Raw genomic sequence first — 20,566 nt, forward strand, 5'->3', positions numbered from 1 at the left:
CCTCAGCTCTCGGCCCGCTCCGCCGCTGCGCTTTCGCCGCGCACGGGGTTGAGCGGGCCTTTCACCGCGCCGATCCATTCGCGCCACAGCAGCATCAGCACCGCCATCACCGCAGGCCCCATGACGAGGCCGATCAAGCCCCAGCCCTCTACCCCGCCCAGAATGCCCAACAGCACCCAGATAAAGGGCAGCCGGGTCGATCCGCCGATGAACACCGGGCGTACGAAATGGTCGGCGATAAAGACCAGCGCCAGCCCGATCACCGCGACAACCGCCGCCGCCAGCAACTTGCCCCCCGCCACCAGAATGGCCGCGGCCACCACCACCGCCACCGTCGCCCCAAACGGGATCGCCGAGAGCAGACCCGTCAGCAGCCCCAGCAGCGCGGCATGGCTGGCCCCGGCAAGGCCATAGATCACGCCCAGAATAAGCCCTTCGCCAAAGCCGACGATGACCAGCCCGTTGACCGTGCCGCGAATGGCCAGCACCGCCTGATCGGCCACATTCTCGCCCGGCAGGCCAAAGGCGCGGCGGGTGGCCACGCGCATCGCCTGCGCCACGCTTTGCCCATCGCGCAGCAGAAAGAACAGCGTCATCAGCATGAAGCCCACCAGCAACAGCCGATGCGCCAAGCCGCCAAGGATCTTTTCCCCCGTGCCCAGCGACAGGCCCGAGGAAGGCCCGGCATGTTGCGACAGGCGGCTGATCCCTTCAGGCGTGCCCAGCGCCGATTGCCACCATACCGCCGCCTGCTCGCCGTAGGGCAGATGGTGCAGCACTTCGGGCACCGGCACCCCCTGCACCCGCGCCACGGCCAACCATTGCGCCAGCGAGATCGTGTCATGAAACACCGCATTGGCCACCATCACCAGCGGGATGACGAAGATCAGCAGGATGAACAGCGTGAACGCGGCGGGCAGCGTCACCGATTGCCCTCTGGGCCAACGGCGCACGCAGCGCTGATAGAGCGGCCAGAGCGAGACGGCAAAAATCGCCGCCCAGCCCAGCGCATGCCAAAAGGGGCGCAAGGTCCACCACCCGGCGATTCCCAGCAGCGCGATGGCCACCAGCGCCGCGATCTTCTGTTCCCGCCGCCATGCGTGGGGCTTGGGCGAAATCCAGGTTCCGGGCGGGGCGGCGTGCGGTTCGTCATGCATGGCAACAGGCTAACCCATGCTTGCTTCTTGCGCCAGATGCCCCCTGCGGGACCTTTCCCGCCGCGCCGCAGACTGATATGCGAAGCACACCCTGATTTCCGGAGGATAGGTCCATGCGTCTTGCTTTGCGCGCCGCCCTGCTGGCTGCCCCGCTGTTGTTGTGCGGCACCCATGCCCTGACCGCCGCCGGAAAGGCGCCTGCGGCGGGCTGCGCCAGGAACAATGGCGGCCTGTCGCTGCCGCCCGGTTTCTGCGCCACGGTCTTTGCCGACAATCTGGGCCATACGCGCCACCTGACCGTGGCGGGCGATGGCACGGTCTATGTCAATTCATGGTCGGGCCGCTATTTCCGCAATGCGCCGCCCGCGCCCGATGGCGGCTTTGTCATCGCCCTGCGCGACAGCAATGGCGACGGCGTGGCCGACAGGACCGCGCGCTTTGGCGCCAGCGAGGACAAAGGGGGCCATGGCGGCACCGGCATCGCGCTGTGGCATGGCGCGTTGTTTGTCGAAGAGCATGACACGATTGTGCGCTATCCGATGAAACCGGGCGCCCTGACCCCGGCGGGCGCGGGTTCGACGGTGCTGTCGGGCCTGCCGCTCTCGGGCGATCACCCGATGCATCCCTTTGCCATTCAGGCGGACGGCACGCTGCTGGTCAATTCCGGTTCGGCCAGCAATGCCTGCGAAAGCCCCAATCGACAGCCCGGCGCCAAGGGCCTTGCCCCCTGCACCGAGGCGCTGACGCGGGCGGGCATCTGGGCCTATCGCGCCGACAAGGAAGGACAGACCTTCAGCCCCGAGGCGCGCTGGGCGACCGGCATCCGCAACACCGGCGGCATCACCTTTGACAGCGCGGGCCGCATTTTCGCCACCCAGCATGGCCGCGACCAGTTGGGCCAGAACTGGAGCCAGTATTACACCGAGCAGCAGGGCGTCGAACTGCCCGCCGAAATCCTGTTCTCGCCCCGCAAGGGCGCTGATTTCGGATGGCCGACCTGCTATTTCGACGGGTTTGAAAACCGGCACAAGCTGGCCCCTGAATATGGCGGTGACGGCAAGCTGCAGGGCGCCTGCGCGGGCAAGGATATGCCTGTGGCGGCCTTCCCCGCGCATTGGGCGCCCAATGATGTGGCGATCTACACCGGCAAGGCTTTCCCGGCCGCCTATCAGCAGGGCGCCTTCATCGCCTTTCACGGTTCATGGAACCGCGCCCCCGCGCCGCAGGATGGCTATCTCGTGGCCTTCCAGCCCCTGCGTGAGGGCAGGGCGAGCGGGAAGTGGATCCGCTTTGCCGATGGTTTTGCCGGGGCTTTCAAAGAGCCGGGCCGCGCGCAGCATCGTCCCGCCGGGCTGGCCGTGGGGCCGGATGGCGCGCTCTATGTGGCCGATGATGTGCGCGGGCGGATCTGGCGCATCACCTATCGCGGGGCGGCCAATGCGCCGCTGACGCCTGCGCGCAAGGTCGAGCCAAAGGCCGCGCAGGCCACCGCCACCGGACGCAGCCTGCCCGCCGGAATGACCGCACAGCAGGTCGCGCTGGGCCGCGCGATCTATCTGGGTCAGGCCAAAGGCGGCACCTGTGTGGGATGCCATGGCAGCGACGGGCGCGGGTCGATGGCGGGCGGCTCGCTGGTCGGGCCGGACTTCCTGTGGAGCGACGGCTCGCCCGAGGGGCTGGCCGCGACGATCGCCAAGGGCGTCGACAAGCCCAAGAAGGCCAGCGGCGCCATGCCCGCCATGGGCGGCGCGGCGCTCTCACCGGCGGATGTGAAGGCGGTGGCGGCCTATGTCTGGACGCTGGCGCATCCATGACACAGGGCATGACACCGGGCCTGATCCATCAGGAAAGCATGGTCGTGGCCGACCGCCACACCGTGCCCCATGTCACGCCCGACTGGGCCGGTTTTGCCGATATGCCCCCGGTGCTGGCCACGGCGATGATGGTGGGCTTTATCGAAAACACCTGCATTCTGGCGCTGCGCCCCCATCTGGCGCCGGGCCAGTGCAGTCTGGGGATCCATGTCGATATCAGCCATGTCGCGGCAACGCTGGCGGGCGCGACCATCACCGCGCAGGTCGAACTGATCGCTGTCGAAGGGCGCAGGCTGGAGTTTCAGGTGGCCTGCCATGATGACGTCGGCCTGATCGGCGAAGGCAGGCACCGCCGCGCGATCATCGACACGCAGCGCTTTATGGAGCGTCTTGAGCAGAACCGCGCAACTCGCTGACCAGCACGCCGACAAGGATCAGCACCCCGCCCAGCATGGCCAGCGCGGGCAGCCTGTCGCCCGCGATGCGCCCGACGATCCCGCCCCACACCGGCTCGCCCGCATAGATCACCGTGGCGCGCGTGGGCGACACCGTCTTTTGCGCCCAGTTCATCGCCAATTGGATCAGCGTGCTGGCCAGACCAAGGCCCACCCCGGCCACCAGCCAGACCGGCGAGAAGGCAGGCAGCGTCTCCCCCGCCAGCGGCATGGCGGCCAGGGAAAACAGCCCGGCGGCCAGCAATTGCACCACCGTGACGCGGCGGCTGTCCACGCCATGGGCAAATCGGCTGATCAGGATAATTTCGGCGGCAATCGCAACAGCGCTGAGCAAAGTGGCCATCTCGCCGGGGCTGAGGCCGATATGTCCCGCCTTTGGCCCGGCCAGCAGGATCAGCCCGGCAAAGGCCAGCGCGATCCCGATCCAGCTCATGATGTGCGGCATCCGGCGCAGCACCACCAGTTGCAGCAGCGGCACCATCGGCACATAGAGCGCGGTGATAAAGGCCGACTGGCTGCTGGTGATCGTGCGCAGGCCATAGGTTTGCAGGCCATAGCCAAGAAAGATCGCAAAGCCGATCAGCGCGCCCGCGCCCAGTTCGCGGCGATTAAGATCGCGCATTGTCCGGCGAAACAGCAGCCAGCCCCCTGCCCCCGCCACCATGAAGCGCAGGCCCACGAAAAACAGCGCCCCGCTGTATTGCATCGCGGTGTGGACGATCAGAAAGGTTGTGCCCCACAGCATGGTGATGCCGATGAGGACCATTTCCTCGCGGCTGATTGACCATGATGCGGGCTTGCGTCGGGGCTTGTCTTGGGCGGCGATGTGCAACATAATGCGCAACTAGCAATGAGCAATATAATGCACAACCCCAAATCGCTCGGGCCTACGCCCGATGGGCCTAAATCCGACGTCCTCGTCCACGTCAGCCAGAACCTGCGCCGGTTCCGCCACGCTGCGGGGATGAGCCAGCAGGCGTTGGCCGACGCCTCGGGCATCAGCCGCCGGATGATCGTTGGCGTTGAAAACGGCGAGGCCAATGTCAGCCTCGCCAGTCTCGACAGGCTGGCCATCGCGCTGGGGGTCGATTTCACGGCCATGGTCAAGGCGCCCGGCGCCGAGATGCGCAATGTCAACGAAACCATGTGGCGCGGCGCCGACCCGGCCGATTTCGCCCTGTTGCTGGGCAGCGCCCCCGCCCAGCAGGAGGCCCAGCTCTGGGTCTGGTCGCTGGCGCCGGGGCACCGCTATCAGGCCGAGCCCGACCCGGCCGGGTGGCACGAAATCATCTATGTCACGCAGGGCCGCCTCGCTCTGGAACTGGAGAGCGAGACGGTCCTGCTGAACCCCGGCGAGTTTCGCGTCTTTGCCAGCGATCAGCATTATGCCTATGCCAATGCGGGCGAAGTCGTGACGCATTTCCTGCGCAACAGCGTGCTGTAACCTTTCACGGCTTGCGCTGCGCCTTGGCGATCAGCTCCTCCACGGTGAAGGGGCGGCCATTGGTAATGACCTGCTTAACCCGAAAGGTCGCGGCAATATCCTTGCGCGGATCGCCCTCGACCAGCGCAATGTCGGCCAGCTTGCCCGGCTCGATCGTGCCCGCGTCCAGATTGAGCGCGCGGGCCGAATTGACCGTGGCGGTCTGCAGCGCCTCAAAGGGCGTAAAGCCGCCATCGACATAGGAGGAGATTTCCGCCTGAAGATTGGGCGCGATCATTGTGTCGGTGCCTGCGGTAATCAATGTGCCCGCCGCCTTCATGGCCTTCAGCCCCTCCAACTGCCCCGCCTGCATCGACAGCAAGGCAGGCGGCAGTGCCTCGCCCTCGCTCACCGTCCTGCGCGCCCATTCGGGATAAAGCGACAGGCGCGGATCGCGGCGGAATTCGGGATGTTTGGCCAGAAACGTGTTGATCGCCCCGAAATTGGTGGGCGTCAGCGTCCGCCCCGAACGCCCGAAAAGCTGGATCACATCCTCATAGACCCGCCCCTGCGGCCCCTGCTTGGGCGAAAATCCGCGCCGGCTGGTGGCGCCCAGATGCTCGGTATTGTCCACGCCCGTATAGGCGGCGGGGAATATCTCATGCGTGGCCACCGGCACGCCCATCTCATGGGCCGCTTCGACCAGACGCCGCTGGCCGAAATCGGGCATGCGGACATAGGATTTGATGAGATCATATTTCAGCGCCCGCGCGCGGACAATCTCGCGCTCCAGATGCGCCGGGCCCGACACGGCCACGCCCATCCGATAAAACACCCGCCGCCATTCCAGCAGCGGCCCGGTGGTATAGATGCGCGGCCCGATCCGCACGCCCGCCTCGGATGCCTCGCGGTCTTCGATGCCGTCATAGGGCTGGTTGCCCGGATCGCGCACCGTGGTGATGCCATAAGACAGCCATGCCAGATGGAGATTGGCCCCGAAATCCTTTTGCGCATGAGCGTGATGGTCGATCAGGCCGGGGATCGCGGTCAGGCCGGGCGCCTCGATCACCTTGTCCGCGCCCGCATAATGGGCCGGATCATGGTCCAGCACCGCCGCAATGCGGTTGCCCTCGATCACGATGTCCTTATTGGCCTGCGTTGCGTCCTTCACCGCATCGACCATCGCGCCCGCGTGGATGACGATTTTCGTCTTGGGAATGGCCAGCGTATAGGTGAAATCGAGCGGCACCTCGCGGATCGCGCCGGTCTCAACGCTCACGATCTTGAGCTTGTCCGCCGCCTGAAACAGCACGGATTTGCCGTCCCCGCTCCATGTCGGATAATGCGAGATTTCGGACGTATAGGCGCGCGGGCTTCCCAACGCAGTGCCATCGGGCGCGACCGGCCAGATTTTCAGCACGCCGTCCTGAATGCCCGCCATCCTTTGCCCATCGGGCGACCACACCGGCCCGCCCCCGCCGCGCGAATCCAGCGAAGCCTTGTCCGCATCGCGCCAGAAGGGCGTGCCTTTGCCATCAGAGGGCACCATCCATATCTGGTTGTTGCCCTCGCGGAAACTGGTGGAATAGGGCTTGGACAAGGCAACCGCGACATAGCGGCCGTCGGGGCTCCATGTCGGCTTGCCCGGCTGCGGCAGGCTGGGTTGCAGGCGGGTCATCACCCCGCTCTCCACATCGACCACCTGTAGCCCCGCGACGCCCCAGCGGCCATCGGTATCGAGAAAAGCGATCCGCCGCCCATCGGGCGACCATGCCGCGCCCAAAGGCTGGTTGGGGCTGCTGGTTACCTGTCGGTCCTTGCCACTGGCCAGATCGCGCACCCAGATCTGGGGCAACCCGCCGCCCTTGTCCGAGGTATAAGCCAAGCTCTTACCATCGGGCGACCATGCGGCATCGGCCTCCAGCGCCTCGTCGTGGGTCAATTGCTGCGGCTTGCCGCCCGCGGAGGAGACGACATAGAGATCGCCCAGCGCGACAAAGGCGATGCTCTTGCCATCGGGCGAAAGCGCGGGATGCTGAATGCCCAGCACGCGGCGCGGGGCAGTGCTGGTGAAATCGCGTTTGGCGCGGGCGTAAACCGGCTTCACCACCTCCAGACGCGCGGTGAAAGGCACCGTGGCCAGTTTCGCACCCGTGCGGCGGCGGATCAGGCCGTCGGAAATGTAATAGGCATCACCCCCCACCCATGACGGGCGGAAGGGAAAGACGTTTTCCTTACCCGAAACCACCTTGCCGTCGATTTCCAGATGGCTGCCCGCGCCATCGGCCACGACATAGGCCAGCTCGCCCTTGGGCGACAGCGAGGGGCTGTCATAGCGTGCGCCGGTGGGGGCCGTGCGCAGGGTGGTCGCTTCTCCGCCATGCGCGGGGACGGAATAGAGGCTGCCCGCCCCGGAGAAAACGATGGTGGCGCTGTCGGCCGACCATGCAGGGGCGCGATCCTCACGCGGGCCTTTGGTAAGCTGGGTCAGCGCGCCGGTGGCGATGTCGATGGTCCAGATGTCATAACCGCCGCCCCGCTCGCTGGCGAAAGCGATACTCTTGCCATCGGGCGACCAGCTTGGTTCGCGGTCGTCAAATTCGCCATGGGTCAGTTGCTTGGCATCGCTGCCATCGGCGCGCGCGGTCCACAGGTCATAATCGCCATCGCGATAGGCGTAATAGGCGATGCGCGACCCATCGGGCGACCATGTGGGCAGATGCGCGTCGTTGAAATAGTCGGTGATGCGTCTGGCCTCGCCGCCCTTGGCCGGGATCACCCAGAGGCTGCCCTGAAGGTCAAAGGCCAGCCATTGCCCATCGGGCGAGGCGGCGACCGCATAGGATGTGCCCGCGTGGACATCGAAGGCCTGCGGCGCCTCGCCGCCGGGGGGCGGCAGATTGGCGGGCGCAGCCATGGCGGGCGCCCCGAACAGCGCAAGGGCCAGCGCGACAGGCGAGGCCAGAAAGAGAGGGCGCTTGGCAAAACTCATGTCATACTCCACGCAGAAAGCGCGGGGCCGCCATCGGCGACCCCGGAAACATCATCAGAATGCAAAGCTGAGGCGAGCGTAATAGAAGCCCCCGCTGACCCCATAGGGCGAATAGGCATTGTAGAGCGTGAAACCATTGCCCTGCAGCGAGGTGGGCAAGGTATTGGGATAGATGTTGAACATATTGTTCGCCCCCACGCCCAGCTTGATGCCGCTGGTGAATTTATAGCTGGCGTCAATGTCGAAGATCACCTTGGGGTCGATGCTGGCGTCCGGCCCGGCGGCGCTGGCGTTCATCTGCGTCACCCGGCCATAACGGGTGGCGCGCAGGTTGATCGCGGCGGGGCCTTTTTCCCATGCCACATTGGCGATGAACTTGTTGCGCGGCGTGCCCACGGTAAAGTCGCCCTGACGGTCGCGCCCGATCAGCACCAGCCCTGCCGAGGACAGCACCGCCGGGACCGAATCCACGCGGGTGAACACCGTCTCGGAGAAATTGGCCGAGAGACTGAGATTGGCATTGCCCAGATCGCCAAGATCGGCGCGATAGGTGCCGACAATGTCGATGCCGCGGGTGCGCGTGTCGGTGGAGTTCGAGAAATAGAAGCCGCCCGCCGAAGAGGTGATCCCCGCCGAGGCCAGCACCGAACGCACCACCGCGCCCTGCAGCGTGCTGGAAAGCAGGATGCGGTCCTTCAGCTTGATCTGATAGGCGTCCACCGTCAGGTTGAAGCGGGGAATCGCGTTGAACACAAAACCCAGCGAATAGTTGGTGGACTGTTCAGGCTTGAGCGGTTTGGCCCCCAGCGCGATGCCCGCGGGCGAATCCACCGGCAGCGCCGAAACGGGCAGCAGCACGCCGCTGACATTGATCGTGCTGGCCGAGGAATAATGCTGCTGCTGAAGCGTGGGGGCGCGGAAACCGGTGCTGACCGTGCCGCGCAGGGCAAAGCCCTTGGTCGGCTCGATGCGGGCCGAAACCTTGCCGGTGTCGGTCTTGCCAAAGTCGGAATAATCCTCGTGCCGACCGGCCAGCGCGACCTCGACGCCAGGCAGAATCTTTTGCTCAAGGTTGACATAGGCGCTCCACGCCCTGCGCTTCCAGCTTCCCGCCATGCTGGGGGCAAAGCCGGTCACGCCCTGCGAACCGCTGGTGCGCAAAACGCCCGCATTGGGGCCGCTGGTCGATTTATAGCCGCCGTCAATATAGGAGGCCGGATCGCCCGCCTCGATGCCATAGGTGCTTTGCCGGTATTCCGCGCCGACGGCCACCGAGAGCGGCTGATAAAGGCCCAGATTGACGTCCTTTTGCAGGTCGAGATTGTTGGTCCATTCGGTGCTCTTGGTGCGCCCGATATAGAAGGTGGTCGGGCTGTTTGGCCCCATCGAGGCATTGAGCGCGGTGGTTTCGACCAGCGAGACGAGGCTGACCCCATAGGAGGAAGAGAAGTCGAAATTGATCACGCCGCCGGGCTGGCTCTTGATGCCCGCCGTCACCTGATAGTCATGGTCGCTGATATGCAGATGCGGCGAATAGCCGTTGGGGTAAATCTCGGGAATGTTGTTCGAGGCATCGGGGAAGCGATAGGTCAGCCATGCGTCATTGTTGCGATGGCTGAACGTGCCGAAACTGTAGAATTTGACCGCACCGACCGGGATATTGAGGTCATAGCCAAGGTTGAAGCCTTCGCTGGCCGGTTGGCCCGCCTTGTTGACGTTGCGGTCCACGGTCGCCTCGCGCGGGTCGAGAGCGCCGGTGGTGGCGCTGTAGAGCTGGCCCACGCGGGCATAGAATTGCCCCGGATTGGGGGCCGAGCGGATCGTGCGCGCCTGAAGCCAGCTTTCGGCCGACAGGTGCAGCGAGGCCTCGCCCAGCTTGAAGCCCTTGTCCACCGAGATTCGCCCGCTCTCGCCCCCACCGTCCTTGGTGGTGCCGCCCAGCATCGTGGCCGTGCCGGAGGTGTCCTCCTTCAGGATGACATTGACCACGCCCGCGATCGCGTCCGAGCCATATTGCGCCGATGCGCCATCGCGCAGCACTTCGACGCGGGCGATGGAATTGGACGGGATCAGGTCAAGGTCGGCGGGCGACTGACCGTTTTGCGTGGTGCCGTTGATGAACATCGTGGCGGTGTTGTGACGCCGCTTGCCGTTGACGAGGATCAGCACATGATCGCCCGCAAGGCCCCGCAGCGACAGGGTCTTGACCGCAAAACTGGCGCCCGCGCCGCTGTTCGACACGTTGATCGAGGGGACCAGCGTGCCCAGCAGATCGCGCACCGACTGCTTGCCGCTGGCCTGCAGATCCTTGGTGGAGAGCACGTCGATGGGGGCAAGGCTCTGCGTCGCGCTGCGGGCGACCTGACGCGTGCCGGTCACAATGATTGTGCCCGCGTCCGGCTCTCCATCGGCGGCCAGCGCCGGGCTGGCCAGAGCGGCAAGCGCGCAGGAGGCGGTAAGGGCAAGTTTGCGCCCGTGGCGGGTTTTCATGGCGCGAATGTTCATGGATATGTCCCCTGTTGCCGCGGGCAGGCGCGGCGATTTTAACTGGCGGATGGAAACCGGCGATCCGATGGGCGAAGTAAACGCGCGGACGCGACCGCCTCTAATGCTTAATCGGCGCGGTTTTATTGGAAGTATTCATAGCCCGACGCAAAAGGCCGAATGCGGCGATAGGGCGCTTGGCGGCGGATCGCGGCCGGTCGTTGCTTGCTCCATATTTCCCCCTGTTTGTGCTGTGCTTTTGGCTTTGCCTGCCTTGCAGGGGCATCCTCCCGGCCGCGCAAAGGGCATGGGCGGCACGGCCGCCGCTCAATCCTTCACACTTGTCCAAAAAGTTTCACACTGGCCGCAGGGTGTCAAACAGGGGGGCAGCGCAGATTGACGTATTGCCTGAAACCGCAAGGCGCCGGACCGGCCGCCCGCGCCGGGCCTGTGTTTGCGAAAGCTGCGCCGGATATTGGCATTGGGGAAAGCGGCGGCGCATTCCGCGCGCGGGGGCGGATTGATTGATGCAATCAACCTTTTATCTCCGCCCCCAAGTCGGCAGGGCACAAGGCCTGTGGCGCCTAATGCCATATCCCAGATCCCCGATGTTGCCCCCGCCCCGCCCACCCCATACAAGGACCGCCGCCTTGTCGGAGTGTTGAAATCGCATGAGCCAGTTCTGGAGTCCCTTGGTCCACCGCCTGTCGCCCTATGTTCCGGGCGAGCAACCCCGTGTTGAGGGCCTGATCAAACTCAACACCAATGAATTGCCCTTTGGCCCCTCGCCCGCCGTCGGCCCGGCCATCGAGGCGGCCGCGCGCGCCGGGTTGCAGCTTTATCCCGATCCGCAATCGGGCGCGCTCTGCGATGCCTTGGCGGCCTATCATGGGGTGCCGCGCGATCATGTGTTCGTCGGCAATGGTTCGGACGAGGTGCTGGCCCATGCCTTTGCCGCTTTGCTCAGGCATGACGGCCCGCTGCTGTTTCCCGACATCACCTACAGTTTCTATCCCACCTATTGCCGGTTGTTCGACATTGCCTATGAAACCGTGCCGCTGGATGGCGCGATGCGGGTCAATGTCGAGGACTATCGCCGCGCAGCCGGAGCCATAATCCTGCCCAATCCCAATGCGCCCACCGGGGTCGGGCTGGGGCTGGAGGCGGTCGAGCGGCTGCTGGCCATGCATCCCGATGCGCCGGTGGTGATTGACGAGGCCTATGTCGATTTCGGCGCGCAAAGCGCCCTGCCCCTTATCGCGCGCCATCCCAATCTGCTGATCGTGCGCACCCTATCGAAATCGCGCGGGCTGGCGGGGTTGCGGGTCGGCTATGCGCTGGGCGCTCCTCATCTGATCGAGGCGCTGGTGCGGGTGAAGGACAGTTTCAATTCCTATCCGCTCGACCGTCTGGCGCAGGCCGGGGCGCTGGCCTCGCTGGGCGACGAGGCCTATTTTCAGCAGAGTCTGGCCACCATCATCGACAACCGCGCACGGCTGGTGGCGGGGCTTGAGCGACTGGGCTTTTCGGTTCTGCCTTCGCAGGCCAATTTCGTCTTTGCCCGCCACAGGTCGCGCGGCGGGGCGGAACTGGCACAGGCGCTGCGGGCGGAAAAGATCCTGGTGCGTCATTTCAACGCGCCCCGGATCGATCCATTCCTGCGCATCACCGTGGGCAATGCCGATCAGGTCGACGCGCTGCTGGGGGCGCTGGAGGCAATCCTGAGCCGTTAGGCGGATCAGCCTGCGGGCTTGGGTGGCCGCAGGGATCGCGCCCATATCCCGGCCGCCCACGCCCGCGCGCGCGACGCATGCATCACCATGCCCACCGCCACGGCCACAAAACAGCCCACCACCGTATCCTCCAGCCGCGCCAGCGTGATCGCGCCGGGCGAGGCGGCCATGCCGGCCTGCGCCTGACCCAGCAGGATGGCCAGCGGGGTGATAAAGATCGTGGCGAAGCCGTAATGACGCACCACCGCCACCTCGATCACAAAGGTCAGCACGCCGATCATCACCGCCAGCCAGCCATGCGAAAGCTCAAGGCTGAGAATGCCCCATGCCAGCGCCACGCCGAGACCGGTGCCGATTATGCGGTGCATCTGTTTGGTCCACATCATCCGCATGCTGGCCGACTGGATCACGGCAATCGCGCTGACCGGGGCCCAGAAGGGCTTGTCCAGCCCCAGCGCCTGGGCAACCCCCAGCGCCAGACCCGCCGCTATGCCGATCATCACCGGCTCGAACACCAGAATTTCGAAACACAAAGGCGGCGCGGGCCGGTCGGGTTCAGGCGGACGCTGGCGCAGGATATAAAGGCTGTAGAAAAAGCCCATCGCGGCGGCAAACATCGCGCCAAGGAACAGGATGCCAACCCGCGCGGGGATCTGGTCCCACGGCGCATGGGCGAAAAGCGCGATGGCGCAGGCCATCACCGGAAACATCGCGGCGGGCGGCCCCTGACGCAGATAGCGACAGCCCATCGAAACCAGCATGGCCGTCCCCATCACCACCGGCACCGGCGCGAAATGCACCAGCGCCGCGATCAGGCCGAGGGCAAAACAGGCGGTGATGGCAAAGCTCATCGCCATCAACGTCAGCAGGCGGCGCTCCATCCCGGCATTGGTGAGATAGACGAACACCATCGTCCCCAGCGCCGCCATCAGCCCTTGCGAAAAGGCCCCCAGCCAGAGGCCCAGCGCCACAGGCGCCGCCGAGGTGACGCCAGCCATAAAGGGCATCTGCCACGGGCGCGGGCTGGAATTGACGCGCGAGAGTTCGGCCCACTCTCTGCGCGCCAGGGCCGATAATTGCTGCGATGGGGACAAGCTTGCCATGGCCGACAAGTGCCTTGCCCCCGGCCCGCTGGCAAGGGGCCAGGAACCGACGGGCCTTTAACGCCCCACAGGCAGGATCAGCTTGAGCCAGAGCTTGTCGCCCTGCGGACGATAGCGGGCGGTGAATTCATGCTGCCATGTGCCGATCAATTGCGCCTTGCCCAACCCCACGCGCAGCGTCGGCCCGGCGGCCACCGCCTCGCCTTTAAAGCCATCGAGAGCGTCGAGCACCCGCTGGGCCGAGGCATCGTTCACCCGGTCGGACGAGGTCTGGACATAGTAATAGCCCGAAACGCCAAGACTGGCGCGCGGCGTGATCGCCTGCGTCACGGCATATTCGAGATGAAACTCATTGCCCGAACGATAGCGCGCCCCGGTGGGGTTCAGCCCGTTGATCTGGGCGTCGGGATTGGTGAAATTGATGTCGAACATGGTTTTGACATCGACCTGCAGCCCCTTGCGCCCGGTGTAGGCCAGCGCGATGATCGGTTCGACATTCCAGTAATGGCGGCTGACCGTGGCCGGATTGGTGCGGTCATAGCGGCCGATGGGCACATTCACGTCGATCCCGGTGATGACATGCAGCCCGTTATTCCAGTGCCAGCCCAGAATGAAGGGGTCGATGGTGACGTCGGTAAAGCCGGTCTGCTGGCCCTGAGCGCCCGCCACGCGGACCTGCGCGCTGACCAAAGGGGCCACCATATGCATGGCGAAATCCGCGCCCAGCACCTTGCGATCCGTCACCCAGACGAGGCGCGTGACGGCGGCCTGCGTATCTACGTGGAAATCGGGCAGCAGACCCTTGTCGCCCTTGCCGTCATTAAACCGGTTGGCCTCGTAATTCTGAAGATAGCCCAGATAATAGACCCCCGGCGGCGGCAAGGCCCCGCCCAGCGCCCCCTCGGCGCCCAGCGGATAGACCCCGCCGCCGCTTTCGGTTGCATAGGCCGGAGCGGCTGCGAACAGCGCGCAGCACAACAGAGCAAACTTGCGCAACATCCTCATATCTCCCTGTTTTTATGAAAATGGCCGGGCGTGTTTTGCCGCGCCCGGCCCGTAGTTCAGATCGGCCAATGCGGCGTTTGCGTGTCGATGGTGATCCACTTCAGCTCGGTGAATTCGGCAATCCCCGCCTCGCCGCCAAAGCGGCCGTAGCCCGAGGATTTGGTGCCGCCGAAAGGCATCTGGGCCTCGTCATGGACGGTGGCGCCGTTGATATGCACCATGCCCGCCTCGATCCTGTCGGCCACGCGCAGCGCCCGCGCGATATTCTGGCTGAACACCGCCGAGGTCAGGCCATATTCAGTGTCATTGGCGATCCGCACCGCCTCCTCCTCATCACCCGCGCGCAGGATCGTGGTGACCGGGCCAAAGCTCTCCTCGGCATAGATCCGCATTTCGGGCGTCACGCCGTCGAGCAGGATCGCGGGCATCAGCGTGCCGGGGCGCAGCCAGTCGCCATAGACCGCCGCGCCCTTGTCCACCGCATCGGCCACCAGATGGCGGATGCGCTCGGCGGTGGCCTCATCCACCACCGAGCCAAGGGGGGCGTTTTCCCGCCGCGGATCGCCCGCGACAAGGCCCGCGACACGTTCACGGAAACGCGCGACGAAGCCGTCGGCAATCGGCTGCTCAAGGATGATCCGCTCGGTCGACATGCAGATCTGGCCGCTGTTCATATAGGCGCCGAAACCCGCCGCCGCGACCGCCGCATCCAGATCGGCATCGTCCAGCACCACCATGGGCGCCTTGCCGCCCAGTTCGAGCAGGCAGGGCTTCAACTCCTGCGCCGCCAGCGTGGCGATGATCCGGCCCACATGGGTCGATCCGGTAAAGTTGATCCGCCGCACTGCCGGATGCCGCACCAGCGCGGCCACCACCGCGCCTGCATCCTTGGGCGCATTGGTGATGACATTGACCACGCCCGCCGGAAATCCCGCATCGCGCAACACCGCCCCGATCAGGCGATGGGTGGCCGGGCATTGCTCGGAAGCCTTAAGCACCACCGTATTGCCGCAGGCCAGCGGCGTTGCGATGGCGCGCAGGCCCAGGATCACCGGCGCATTCCACGGCGCAATGCCCAACACCACACCGGCCGGGCGGCGCACCGTCATCGCATGGCAACCGGGCCGGTCCGAGGGGATCGTCTCGCCCTTGACCTGTGTGGTCAGCGCGGCGGCCTCTCGCAGCAGGCCCGCGCCCAGATGGACGTTGAACCCCGCCCAGCCCGCCGAAGCCCCGGTTTCCGCCGCCATGCAGGCGATGAAGTCAGCGGCGCGCGCCTCCATCGCATCGGCGGCGTCCAGCAGCAGGCGGCGGCGGGCATTCGGCCCCAGCGCGGCCCATGCGGGCAAAGCCGCGCCCGCAGCGGTGGCGGCGGCATCCGCGTCCGCCACCGTGGCCGCCGCCGCGCGACTGGCCACGCCATCGCCCAGCGGGCCATGGCGATCAAACGTGGCGCCGTCGCTCGCCGCCCTGTCCTCGCCCCTGATCAGCAGGGCGACATCAAGCGGGGCGCTCATTTCAGCGTGCCCAGATAGGCCACGACATCGGCGCGCTGGGCCGCATTGGCCATGCCCGCATAAGGCATCCGGTTGCCCGGCACCAATTTGGCAGGCCCGGTCAGCCAGAGGTCGAGATGAGCCGCATCCCATTTGAACCCGGCCTTGGCCAGCGCGGGGGAATAGGCAAAACCCGCCCCTTTGCCCGCCGCGCGCCCGGCCACGCCCGCAAGGCTGGGGCCGACCAGAGTCTTGCCCGGAACCGTGGCGTGACAGATCGCGCATTGGGCCTGAAACGCGGCCTTGCCGCGCGCCGGATCGCCCGCCGCCTGCGCCGAATTGGCGCCCAGCACAGGCGCGCCAAAAAGCAGGGCCGCCGCGAAGGCGGCCCGGAAAATCTGTTTCGTCATGCAATTATCCTTTTGGAGGCCGCACGCCTCAGATGCGGATGCCCGATTTGCCCGGCGCGATGATGCCATTGGGGTCCAGAGCGCGCTTCAGAGCCTGATCGACATGGCGCTTGACCGGGCCATAGAGATCGGCGGTCTGGTCCATAAAGGCGGTGTTGACGCGATAGACCGCATAGCCGCGCTTGCCGAATTCGCTCAACAGCTTGGCGAAGCAGGCATGGGCACGCTCCATTTCCTCAGGGTTGGAGCGGTCGAACAGCACGTCGATGATGTGATGCATGTCGCGCATGCCGACGATATATTCGGCCACATAATCCAGCCCGAATTCGCCAAGGATCTTCTTGGCCAGCTCGGTCTGGTCCCGGGTTTCCGAACCCTTGGCCACCGTGACGGGGGCAAACCACATCGAACCGCCGCCGCCGCGCCAGCGATAGAGGCCGAATTCCTGAAGCGTCATGTCGCCGCGCATCAGCTTGGCGCGATACTTGAAGGGTTCGGTCTCGCCCGCTTCCTCCTCGGTGATGATCCGGCCCTTGCCGCTGGCCTTGATCGCGCCGGTGATGATGTTCCAGTTGACCTCGACCTGCTCCTTGGTGCCGTAAAGCGCGGCATAGACGTTCCACGCGCCGATGCCTTCCTTGGCCTTGATTTCCTCCAGCACATGGTCGGGCGTGGTGCCGGTGCCCTGATAATATTTGCTGCGCGGCATGATGGCGGCCGCTTCCCACATCACATTGGCGAAAACCATCGCATTGGGAATGACGCCCGCGATGCGCAGCGGGCGCAAGGTTTCCACGATGTCGTGGATGTCCTCATCCTTCTCATAACGGATCGAGAAAGGCTTGTAGACCGGCGGCTGAGGCATCAGCCACATGCCCATCTTGGTGACGACGCCATAGTTCGACTGGGTAAAAATGCCGTCGAGATAAGGCCCGTAGCCCCATTTGAAGACTTGCCAGGCATTGGTGTTTTGCACCCCGCCCATGCCGGTGCGCAGCACCTGCCCATCGGCCAGCACGACCTCCATCCCGCATTGCATCATGAAATGCTCGCCATAGGGGGTGTAGCCCACGCCGCGGTCCACCGTATTGCCCAAAGGCCCGGCAATGGCCGAAGGCGCCGGGCAGGACAGCCAGAGCGGAATGTTGTTTTCGACCAGATAGTCCTTGAGCTGCTGATAGGTCACGCCCGGTTCGACCAGCGCGGTGCACATCACCGGATCGACCTCAAGGATGCGGTTCATATGACGCAGGTCGAGAATGACCTGACCCGCGCTTTGGGGCGCGGCCGAGCCATAGCCGAAGTTGCGCCCGGTCGAGATCGGCCAGATCGGCACGCGCACGCGGTTGCACACGGCCATGATCTTTTGCACCTGTTCGACGGTGCGGGCCATGATGACGGCGGCGGGGCGGTGCAGATCCTCGCTCTCGGCCACCATAACCTTGGTATAGGGGGCCAGATGGTCGGCATCGGTCAGCACGTTTTCCGCGCCCAGAATCGTGATGAATTCGCGGATCGCCCCGGCGAAATCACTGGCGCTGACGCCGGGGGGCAGGATGGCGGGGGCCGCCGGGCCAGAGGCAGCGGCGGGAGCGGTTTTTTGAGCGGTCATGGCGGGTTCTCCCAGAATTTTCAGAGCTTTTTGGCCGGGGCAGCGGGCTTGGCGGGCGCATTCAGACGCGATTTGGAGACGTAGAGCGCCACACCGTCGAGCGTGGCATCATCAATCGCGCCATGGGGAAAGGCGGGCATGGCCAGAAAGCCGTGGCGCACGACCTGCTTGATATATTCGGGCGGCAACTGTCGCCCACGCAACTCCGGGCCGACGCCCGAGAGATGGCAGCGCGCGCAGACCTTTTCCCACGCTTCATTCGAACCGCGCCAGACGCCCGTGGGCGAGGCATGCACGGCGGGCGCAGCGCCCAGCGACAGCAGAGCGGCAAGAGCAATAGGACGAAATTTCATGGCCGGTCACTCCTGTCCGGAAAGAGGGGCGCCGACGGCATCGTGGCGGGCAATGTCGAGCAGCACCGCATCGTCGGCATCGAGAAAGGGCGTCAGATGGGCGGCCCCATGGCGGGCAATGGCCCCGCGGATCTGGGACAGGCGAGCCAGATAGGAGCCCTTGAGCAGGATGGCCTGCCCGCTCCAACCTGCGGGCAGCGCCCCGGCATGGCTGGCCAGCGCGACCGGGGCGATGCGCGTCCATTCGGCGGCGGCGGCCGGAACGGCGGTGGCCAGCGTCGCCAGCGCGCTGGCGGACAGGAAGGTCCGCCGCGTCAGGTGGGAAAGGGCAGGGTCCATAGGTGTGATGTCTCCTTGATGCAGCCTCGGGGGCCGGTTGCAACAAGGGTGCGTGTAATGGTCCGGCATGATGGCTCTCTCCCTTGTCGCGGCCGCTGTCGCGCGGCCTGACCGGATCATCGCAAAGCCTGTGCCAATCGCGGAAAGGACGGGCGGAATTTTGATAACTGTTTGTTTTTACGTAGATTTTATTTTCAAGCAGCGTCACACCGCATTGGAACGCCCACTAAAAATATGCATAATTTCATACATTCCCTTTTCCAGATATGTCGAATATTCTGCACCTCTCTCCCATCAAAGGCCGCCCCATGCCGCAGGATCTCTTCTCCCATCTCCATTTCGACCCCGCGCAGGGCCATATCTGGCTGGCGGGCAAGCGGATGATGCTGCTCCACGCCCGCGCCTTTGCGCTGCTGCGGCGCGAAGTGATCGACGCGTTGGGGCTGGAACAGGCCCGCGCGATCTTTACCCGGCAGGGCTATCACTCGGGCGCGCTGGACGCGGAGAGCGCCGCCCGTCTGCGCCCCCATGCCACGATCGATGATATGTTCGCCGTCGGACCCGAGCTCCACATGCTCGAAGGCATGGTCCGATCCGAAGCGCTGCATGTCGAATTCGATGTCGGGCGAGGCGCGTTTTCGGCCGAATATCTCTGGCATGGCTCTTCAGAATGCGGGGCGCATCTGGAAACCGCCGGGCGCGGGGCCTATCCTGCGGGCTGGTCGCTGGCCGGTTATGCCAGCGGCTATGCCAGCGTGTTCCTTGGCCGCCCGATCCTGTTCCGCGAGGTGGAATGCATCGCCATGGGCCACCCCCATTGCCGTGTTCAGGGCCGCCCCGCCGAGGAATGGGAAGAAGGCGAGGAAGACCTGCGCTTTATGCGCGGCGAGGCGATCAACCAGATCGAACGGGCACGATCATCAGCGCGGGGCGGCAGCGAGCAACGGATCGTGGGCGCATCGGCCGGGTTCAACGTGGCCTTCGACATGCTGCACCATGTGGCCGACACCGATGCGGTGGTGCTGTTCCTGGGCGAAAGCGGGGTGGGCAAGGAGATTTTCGCGCGCAACCTGCACGCGATGGGGCGGCGCGCGGACAAACCCTTTGTCGCGGTCAATTGCGCGGCTATCCCGGAAAGCCTGCTGGAGGCCGAATTGTTCGGGGTGGAAAAGGGGGCCTTTACCGGCGCCCATGCCGCCCGCGCGGGCCGCTTTGAACGGGCCGAGGGCGGCACGCTGTTCCTCGACGAAATCGCCACTCTCTCGCTTGCTGCGCAGGGCAAGCTGCTGCGCGCGATCCAGGAGGGCGAGTTCGAGCGCGTGGGCGGGGTGCGGATGCACCGAGCCAATGTGCGACTGGTGGCGGCCACCAATGTCGATCTGCGCGCCGCGGTCGAGGCAGGCACCTTTCGCGCCGACCTGTTCTATCGCCTCAACGTCTTTCCCATCCGCATCCCGCCCCTGCGCGAAAGGCGGGCCGATCTGCCCTTGCTGATGGAATATTTCCTCGAACGCTACAGCACCCGCTATGGCAAGGCAGTCACCGGGTTTGAGGGCGATGCGGTGGCCGCGATGCTGGGCTATGGCTGGCCGGGCAATATCCGCGAGCTGGAAAACGTGATTGAACGCGGCGTCATCATGGCGCGCGACGGCGAACCTTTGCGCCTGCACCATATCTTTGGCGGAGGCGAGGCGCTGGGCCCCCTGCCCTTCCGCGTCCGCGCCGGGGGCCGGGTGGAAAACGGACAGACGGCGCAGGAGGGAGACGACCTCGATCTGGCCCGCAGCGAGAGGCGGATGATCGAACAGGCGCTGGCGCGCAGCGGAGGCAACAAGGCCCGCGCCGCCCGCCTACTGGGCATCACCCGCGCCCAGCTCTATTACCGGCTGGAACAGATGGGCTCGACATCATAGACCACCACCCGCGACCACAAATGCCCGCATTGCTCGACAAAGCGCAGGTGGAGCGGGTGGTCCTGATAGGCTTTCTGATCGGCCGGACTGTCGAACTGCATCAGCTCGGACACGGCAAAGCCGCTCTCGACCACATCGCGCTGCTCGGTGGCGGCGGGAATGCCGATATGCAGCGCGCGGATCTGCGGAATGGCGCGCAGGCTCTCCAGCCCGGCGATCAGCGCATCGCGATCGTCGGAATTCTTCAGCCAGAAAAAGACGTGGTGAAACATGCTGC

The 20,566-nt window shown here is 65.3% G+C and carries 17 protein-coding genes; 5 read left to right on the top strand and 12 right to left on the bottom strand.

Going from position 1 to position 20,566, the window contains the following annotated elements; all coding sequences use genetic code 11:
* Positions 1-2 precede the first annotated feature (2 nt).
* Positions 3-1,157 carry an AI-2E family transporter gene (locus BGP00_RS03360; RefSeq protein ID WP_292921934.1) on the bottom strand — a complete coding sequence of 385 codons (1,155 nt, stop codon included), beginning with the start codon at positions 1,155-1,157 and terminating at the stop codon, positions 3-5.
* 113 nt (positions 1,158-1,270) lie between these two features.
* Between BGP00_RS03360 and BGP00_RS03365 the strand changes: the two genes are divergently transcribed.
* Together BGP00_RS03365 and BGP00_RS03370 are read left to right on the top strand one after the other, a co-directional pair.
* Positions 1,271-2,971, top strand: a complete 1,701-nt coding sequence (locus tag BGP00_RS03365; protein WP_292921935.1) for a c-type cytochrome — start codon at positions 1,271-1,273, stop codon at positions 2,969-2,971.
* Positions 2,968-3,387, top strand: coding sequence for a thioesterase family protein (locus tag BGP00_RS03370; protein WP_292925703.1), 420 nt, complete (start codon positions 2,968-2,970; stop codon positions 3,385-3,387). The genes BGP00_RS03365 and BGP00_RS03370 overlap by 4 nt, the downstream gene beginning before the upstream one ends.
* Here the strand turns inward: BGP00_RS03370 and BGP00_RS03375 are convergent.
* Positions 3,350-4,261: a DMT family transporter gene (locus BGP00_RS03375; protein ID WP_292921937.1), complete on the bottom strand. Its 912-nt coding sequence runs from the start codon at positions 4,259-4,261 to the stop codon at positions 3,350-3,352. The genes BGP00_RS03370 and BGP00_RS03375 overlap by 38 nt on opposite strands.
* Before the next feature lie 27 nt (positions 4,262-4,288).
* Here BGP00_RS03375 and BGP00_RS03380 point away from each other — a divergent pair, with 27 nt between their 5' ends.
* Positions 4,289-4,870, top strand: a complete 582-nt coding sequence (locus BGP00_RS03380) for an XRE family transcriptional regulator (RefSeq protein WP_292925704.1) — start codon at positions 4,289-4,291, stop codon at positions 4,868-4,870.
* A 4-nt stretch (positions 4,871-4,874) separates the two neighbouring features.
* Here BGP00_RS03380 and BGP00_RS03385 read toward each other — a convergent pair whose 3' ends face one another.
* Both BGP00_RS03385 and BGP00_RS03390 read right to left on the bottom strand, forming a co-directional pair.
* Positions 4,875-7,841: an amidohydrolase family protein gene (locus BGP00_RS03385; RefSeq protein WP_292921939.1), complete on the bottom strand. Its 2,967-nt coding sequence runs from the start codon at positions 7,839-7,841 to the stop codon at positions 4,875-4,877.
* A gap of 54 nt (positions 7,842-7,895) precedes the next feature.
* The gene (locus BGP00_RS03390) at positions 7,896-10,346 is read right to left on the bottom strand and encodes a TonB-dependent receptor (protein WP_298769512.1); all 2,451 of its coding nucleotides are present in this window, start codon (positions 10,344-10,346) and stop codon (positions 7,896-7,898) included.
* A 650-nt stretch (positions 10,347-10,996) separates the two neighbouring features.
* Here BGP00_RS03390 and hisC point away from each other — a divergent pair.
* Positions 10,997-12,058: a histidinol-phosphate transaminase gene (gene hisC / locus BGP00_RS03395; RefSeq protein ID WP_292921940.1), complete on the top strand. Its 1,062-nt coding sequence runs from the start codon at positions 10,997-10,999 to the stop codon at positions 12,056-12,058.
* A 5-nt stretch (positions 12,059-12,063) separates the two neighbouring features.
* On the opposite strand, the gene BGP00_RS03400 is transcribed toward hisC, so the two are convergent.
* The 7 genes from BGP00_RS03400 to BGP00_RS03430 form a co-directional block, all read right to left on the bottom strand.
* Positions 12,064-13,161, bottom strand: coding sequence for an FUSC family protein (locus tag BGP00_RS03400; RefSeq protein ID WP_292921941.1), 1,098 nt, complete (start codon positions 13,159-13,161; stop codon positions 12,064-12,066).
* A 57-nt stretch (positions 13,162-13,218) separates the two neighbouring features.
* A complete protein-coding gene (locus BGP00_RS03405; RefSeq protein WP_292921942.1) occupies positions 13,219-14,160 on the bottom strand; it encodes a transporter in 942 nt (313 codons plus the stop codon).
* Between the two features lie 62 nt (positions 14,161-14,222).
* Entirely contained in the window at positions 14,223-15,683 is a 1,461-nt protein-coding gene (locus BGP00_RS03410; protein ID WP_292921943.1) for an aldehyde dehydrogenase, read from the bottom strand.
* The gene (locus BGP00_RS03415) at positions 15,680-16,072 is read right to left on the bottom strand and encodes a c-type cytochrome (RefSeq protein ID WP_292921944.1); all 393 of its coding nucleotides are present in this window, start codon (positions 16,070-16,072) and stop codon (positions 15,680-15,682) included. Before BGP00_RS03415 ends, BGP00_RS03410 begins: the two co-directional genes overlap by 4 nt.
* A gap of 28 nt (positions 16,073-16,100) precedes the next feature.
* Positions 16,101-17,684, bottom strand: coding sequence for an FAD-binding oxidoreductase (locus tag BGP00_RS03420; protein ID WP_292925705.1), 1,584 nt, complete (start codon positions 17,682-17,684; stop codon positions 16,101-16,103).
* A gap of 20 nt (positions 17,685-17,704) precedes the next feature.
* Entirely contained in the window at positions 17,705-18,037 is a 333-nt protein-coding gene (locus tag BGP00_RS03425; protein ID WP_292921946.1) for a cytochrome c, read from the bottom strand.
* A gap of 6 nt (positions 18,038-18,043) precedes the next feature.
* Positions 18,044-18,376 (bottom strand): hypothetical protein, encoded by a 333-nt coding sequence (locus BGP00_RS03430; RefSeq protein WP_292921947.1) that lies wholly within the window; start codon positions 18,374-18,376, stop codon positions 18,044-18,046.
* Positions 18,377-18,684: 308 nt separating this feature from the next.
* Between BGP00_RS03430 and BGP00_RS03435 the strand changes: the two genes are divergently transcribed.
* On the top strand, positions 18,685-20,289 hold the full coding sequence (locus tag BGP00_RS03435; protein ID WP_292921948.1) for a sigma-54-dependent Fis family transcriptional regulator: 1,605 nt from the start codon (positions 18,685-18,687) through the stop codon (positions 20,287-20,289).
* On the opposite strand, the gene BGP00_RS03440 is transcribed toward BGP00_RS03435, so the two are convergent.
* Complete coding sequence (locus BGP00_RS03440) at positions 20,256-20,561, bottom strand: Dabb family protein (protein ID WP_292921949.1); 306 nt, start codon at positions 20,559-20,561, stop codon at positions 20,256-20,258. The two genes, BGP00_RS03435 and BGP00_RS03440, sit on opposite strands and share 34 nt — an antisense overlap.
* Positions 20,562-20,566 lie beyond the last annotated feature (5 nt).

The organism is Novosphingobium sp. 63-713, assembly GCF_001898925.1.
Taxonomy (GTDB): domain Bacteria; phylum Pseudomonadota; class Alphaproteobacteria; order Sphingomonadales; family Sphingomonadaceae; genus Novosphingobium.

Bases quoted from the DNA above. Each gene is read 5' to 3' on its own strand.
- BGP00_RS03425 (WP_292921946.1), bottom strand. From the start codon at position 18,037: ATGAAATTTCGTCCTATTGCTCTTGCCGCTCTGCTGTCGCTGGGCGCT.
- BGP00_RS03420 (WP_292925705.1), bottom strand. From the start codon at position 17,684: ATGACCGCTCAAAAAACCGCTCCCGCCGCTGCCTCTGGCCCGGCGGCC.
- BGP00_RS03380 (WP_292925704.1), top strand. From the start codon at position 4,289: ATGCACAACCCCAAATCGCTCGGGCCTACGCCCGATGGGCCTAAATCC.
- BGP00_RS03375 (WP_292921937.1), bottom strand. From the start codon at position 4,261: ATGTTGCACATCGCCGCCCAAGACAAGCCCCGACGCAAGCCCGCATCA.
- BGP00_RS03385 (WP_292921939.1), bottom strand. From the start codon at position 7,841: ATGAGTTTTGCCAAGCGCCCTCTCTTTCTGGCCTCGCCTGTCGCGCTG.
- BGP00_RS03405 (WP_292921942.1), bottom strand. From the start codon at position 14,160: ATGTTGCGCAAGTTTGCTCTGTTGTGCTGCGCGCTGTTCGCAGCCGCT.
- BGP00_RS03365 (WP_292921935.1), top strand. From the start codon at position 1,271: ATGCGTCTTGCTTTGCGCGCCGCCCTGCTGGCTGCCCCGCTGTTGTTG.
- BGP00_RS03400 (WP_292921941.1), bottom strand. From the start codon at position 13,161: ATGGCAAGCTTGTCCCCATCGCAGCAATTATCGGCCCTGGCGCGCAGA.
- hisC (WP_292921940.1), top strand. From the start codon at position 10,997: ATGAGCCAGTTCTGGAGTCCCTTGGTCCACCGCCTGTCGCCCTATGTT.
- BGP00_RS03360 (WP_292921934.1), bottom strand. From the start codon at position 1,157: ATGCATGACGAACCGCACGCCGCCCCGCCCGGAACCTGGATTTCGCCC.
- BGP00_RS03390 (WP_298769512.1), bottom strand. From the start codon at position 10,346: ATGAACATTCGCGCCATGAAAACCCGCCACGGGCGCAAACTTGCCCTT.
- BGP00_RS03410 (WP_292921943.1), bottom strand. From the start codon at position 15,683: ATGAGCGCCCCGCTTGATGTCGCCCTGCTGATCAGGGGCGAGGACAGG.
- BGP00_RS03415 (WP_292921944.1), bottom strand. From the start codon at position 16,072: ATGACGAAACAGATTTTCCGGGCCGCCTTCGCGGCGGCCCTGCTTTTT.
- BGP00_RS03370 (WP_292925703.1), top strand. From the start codon at position 2,968: ATGACACAGGGCATGACACCGGGCCTGATCCATCAGGAAAGCATGGTC.
- BGP00_RS03430 (WP_292921947.1), bottom strand. From the start codon at position 18,376: ATGGACCCTGCCCTTTCCCACCTGACGCGGCGGACCTTCCTGTCCGCC.
- BGP00_RS03440 (WP_292921949.1), bottom strand. From the start codon at position 20,561: ATGTTTCACCACGTCTTTTTCTGGCTGAAGAATTCCGACGATCGCGAT.
- BGP00_RS03435 (WP_292921948.1), top strand. From the start codon at position 18,685: ATGCCGCAGGATCTCTTCTCCCATCTCCATTTCGACCCCGCGCAGGGC.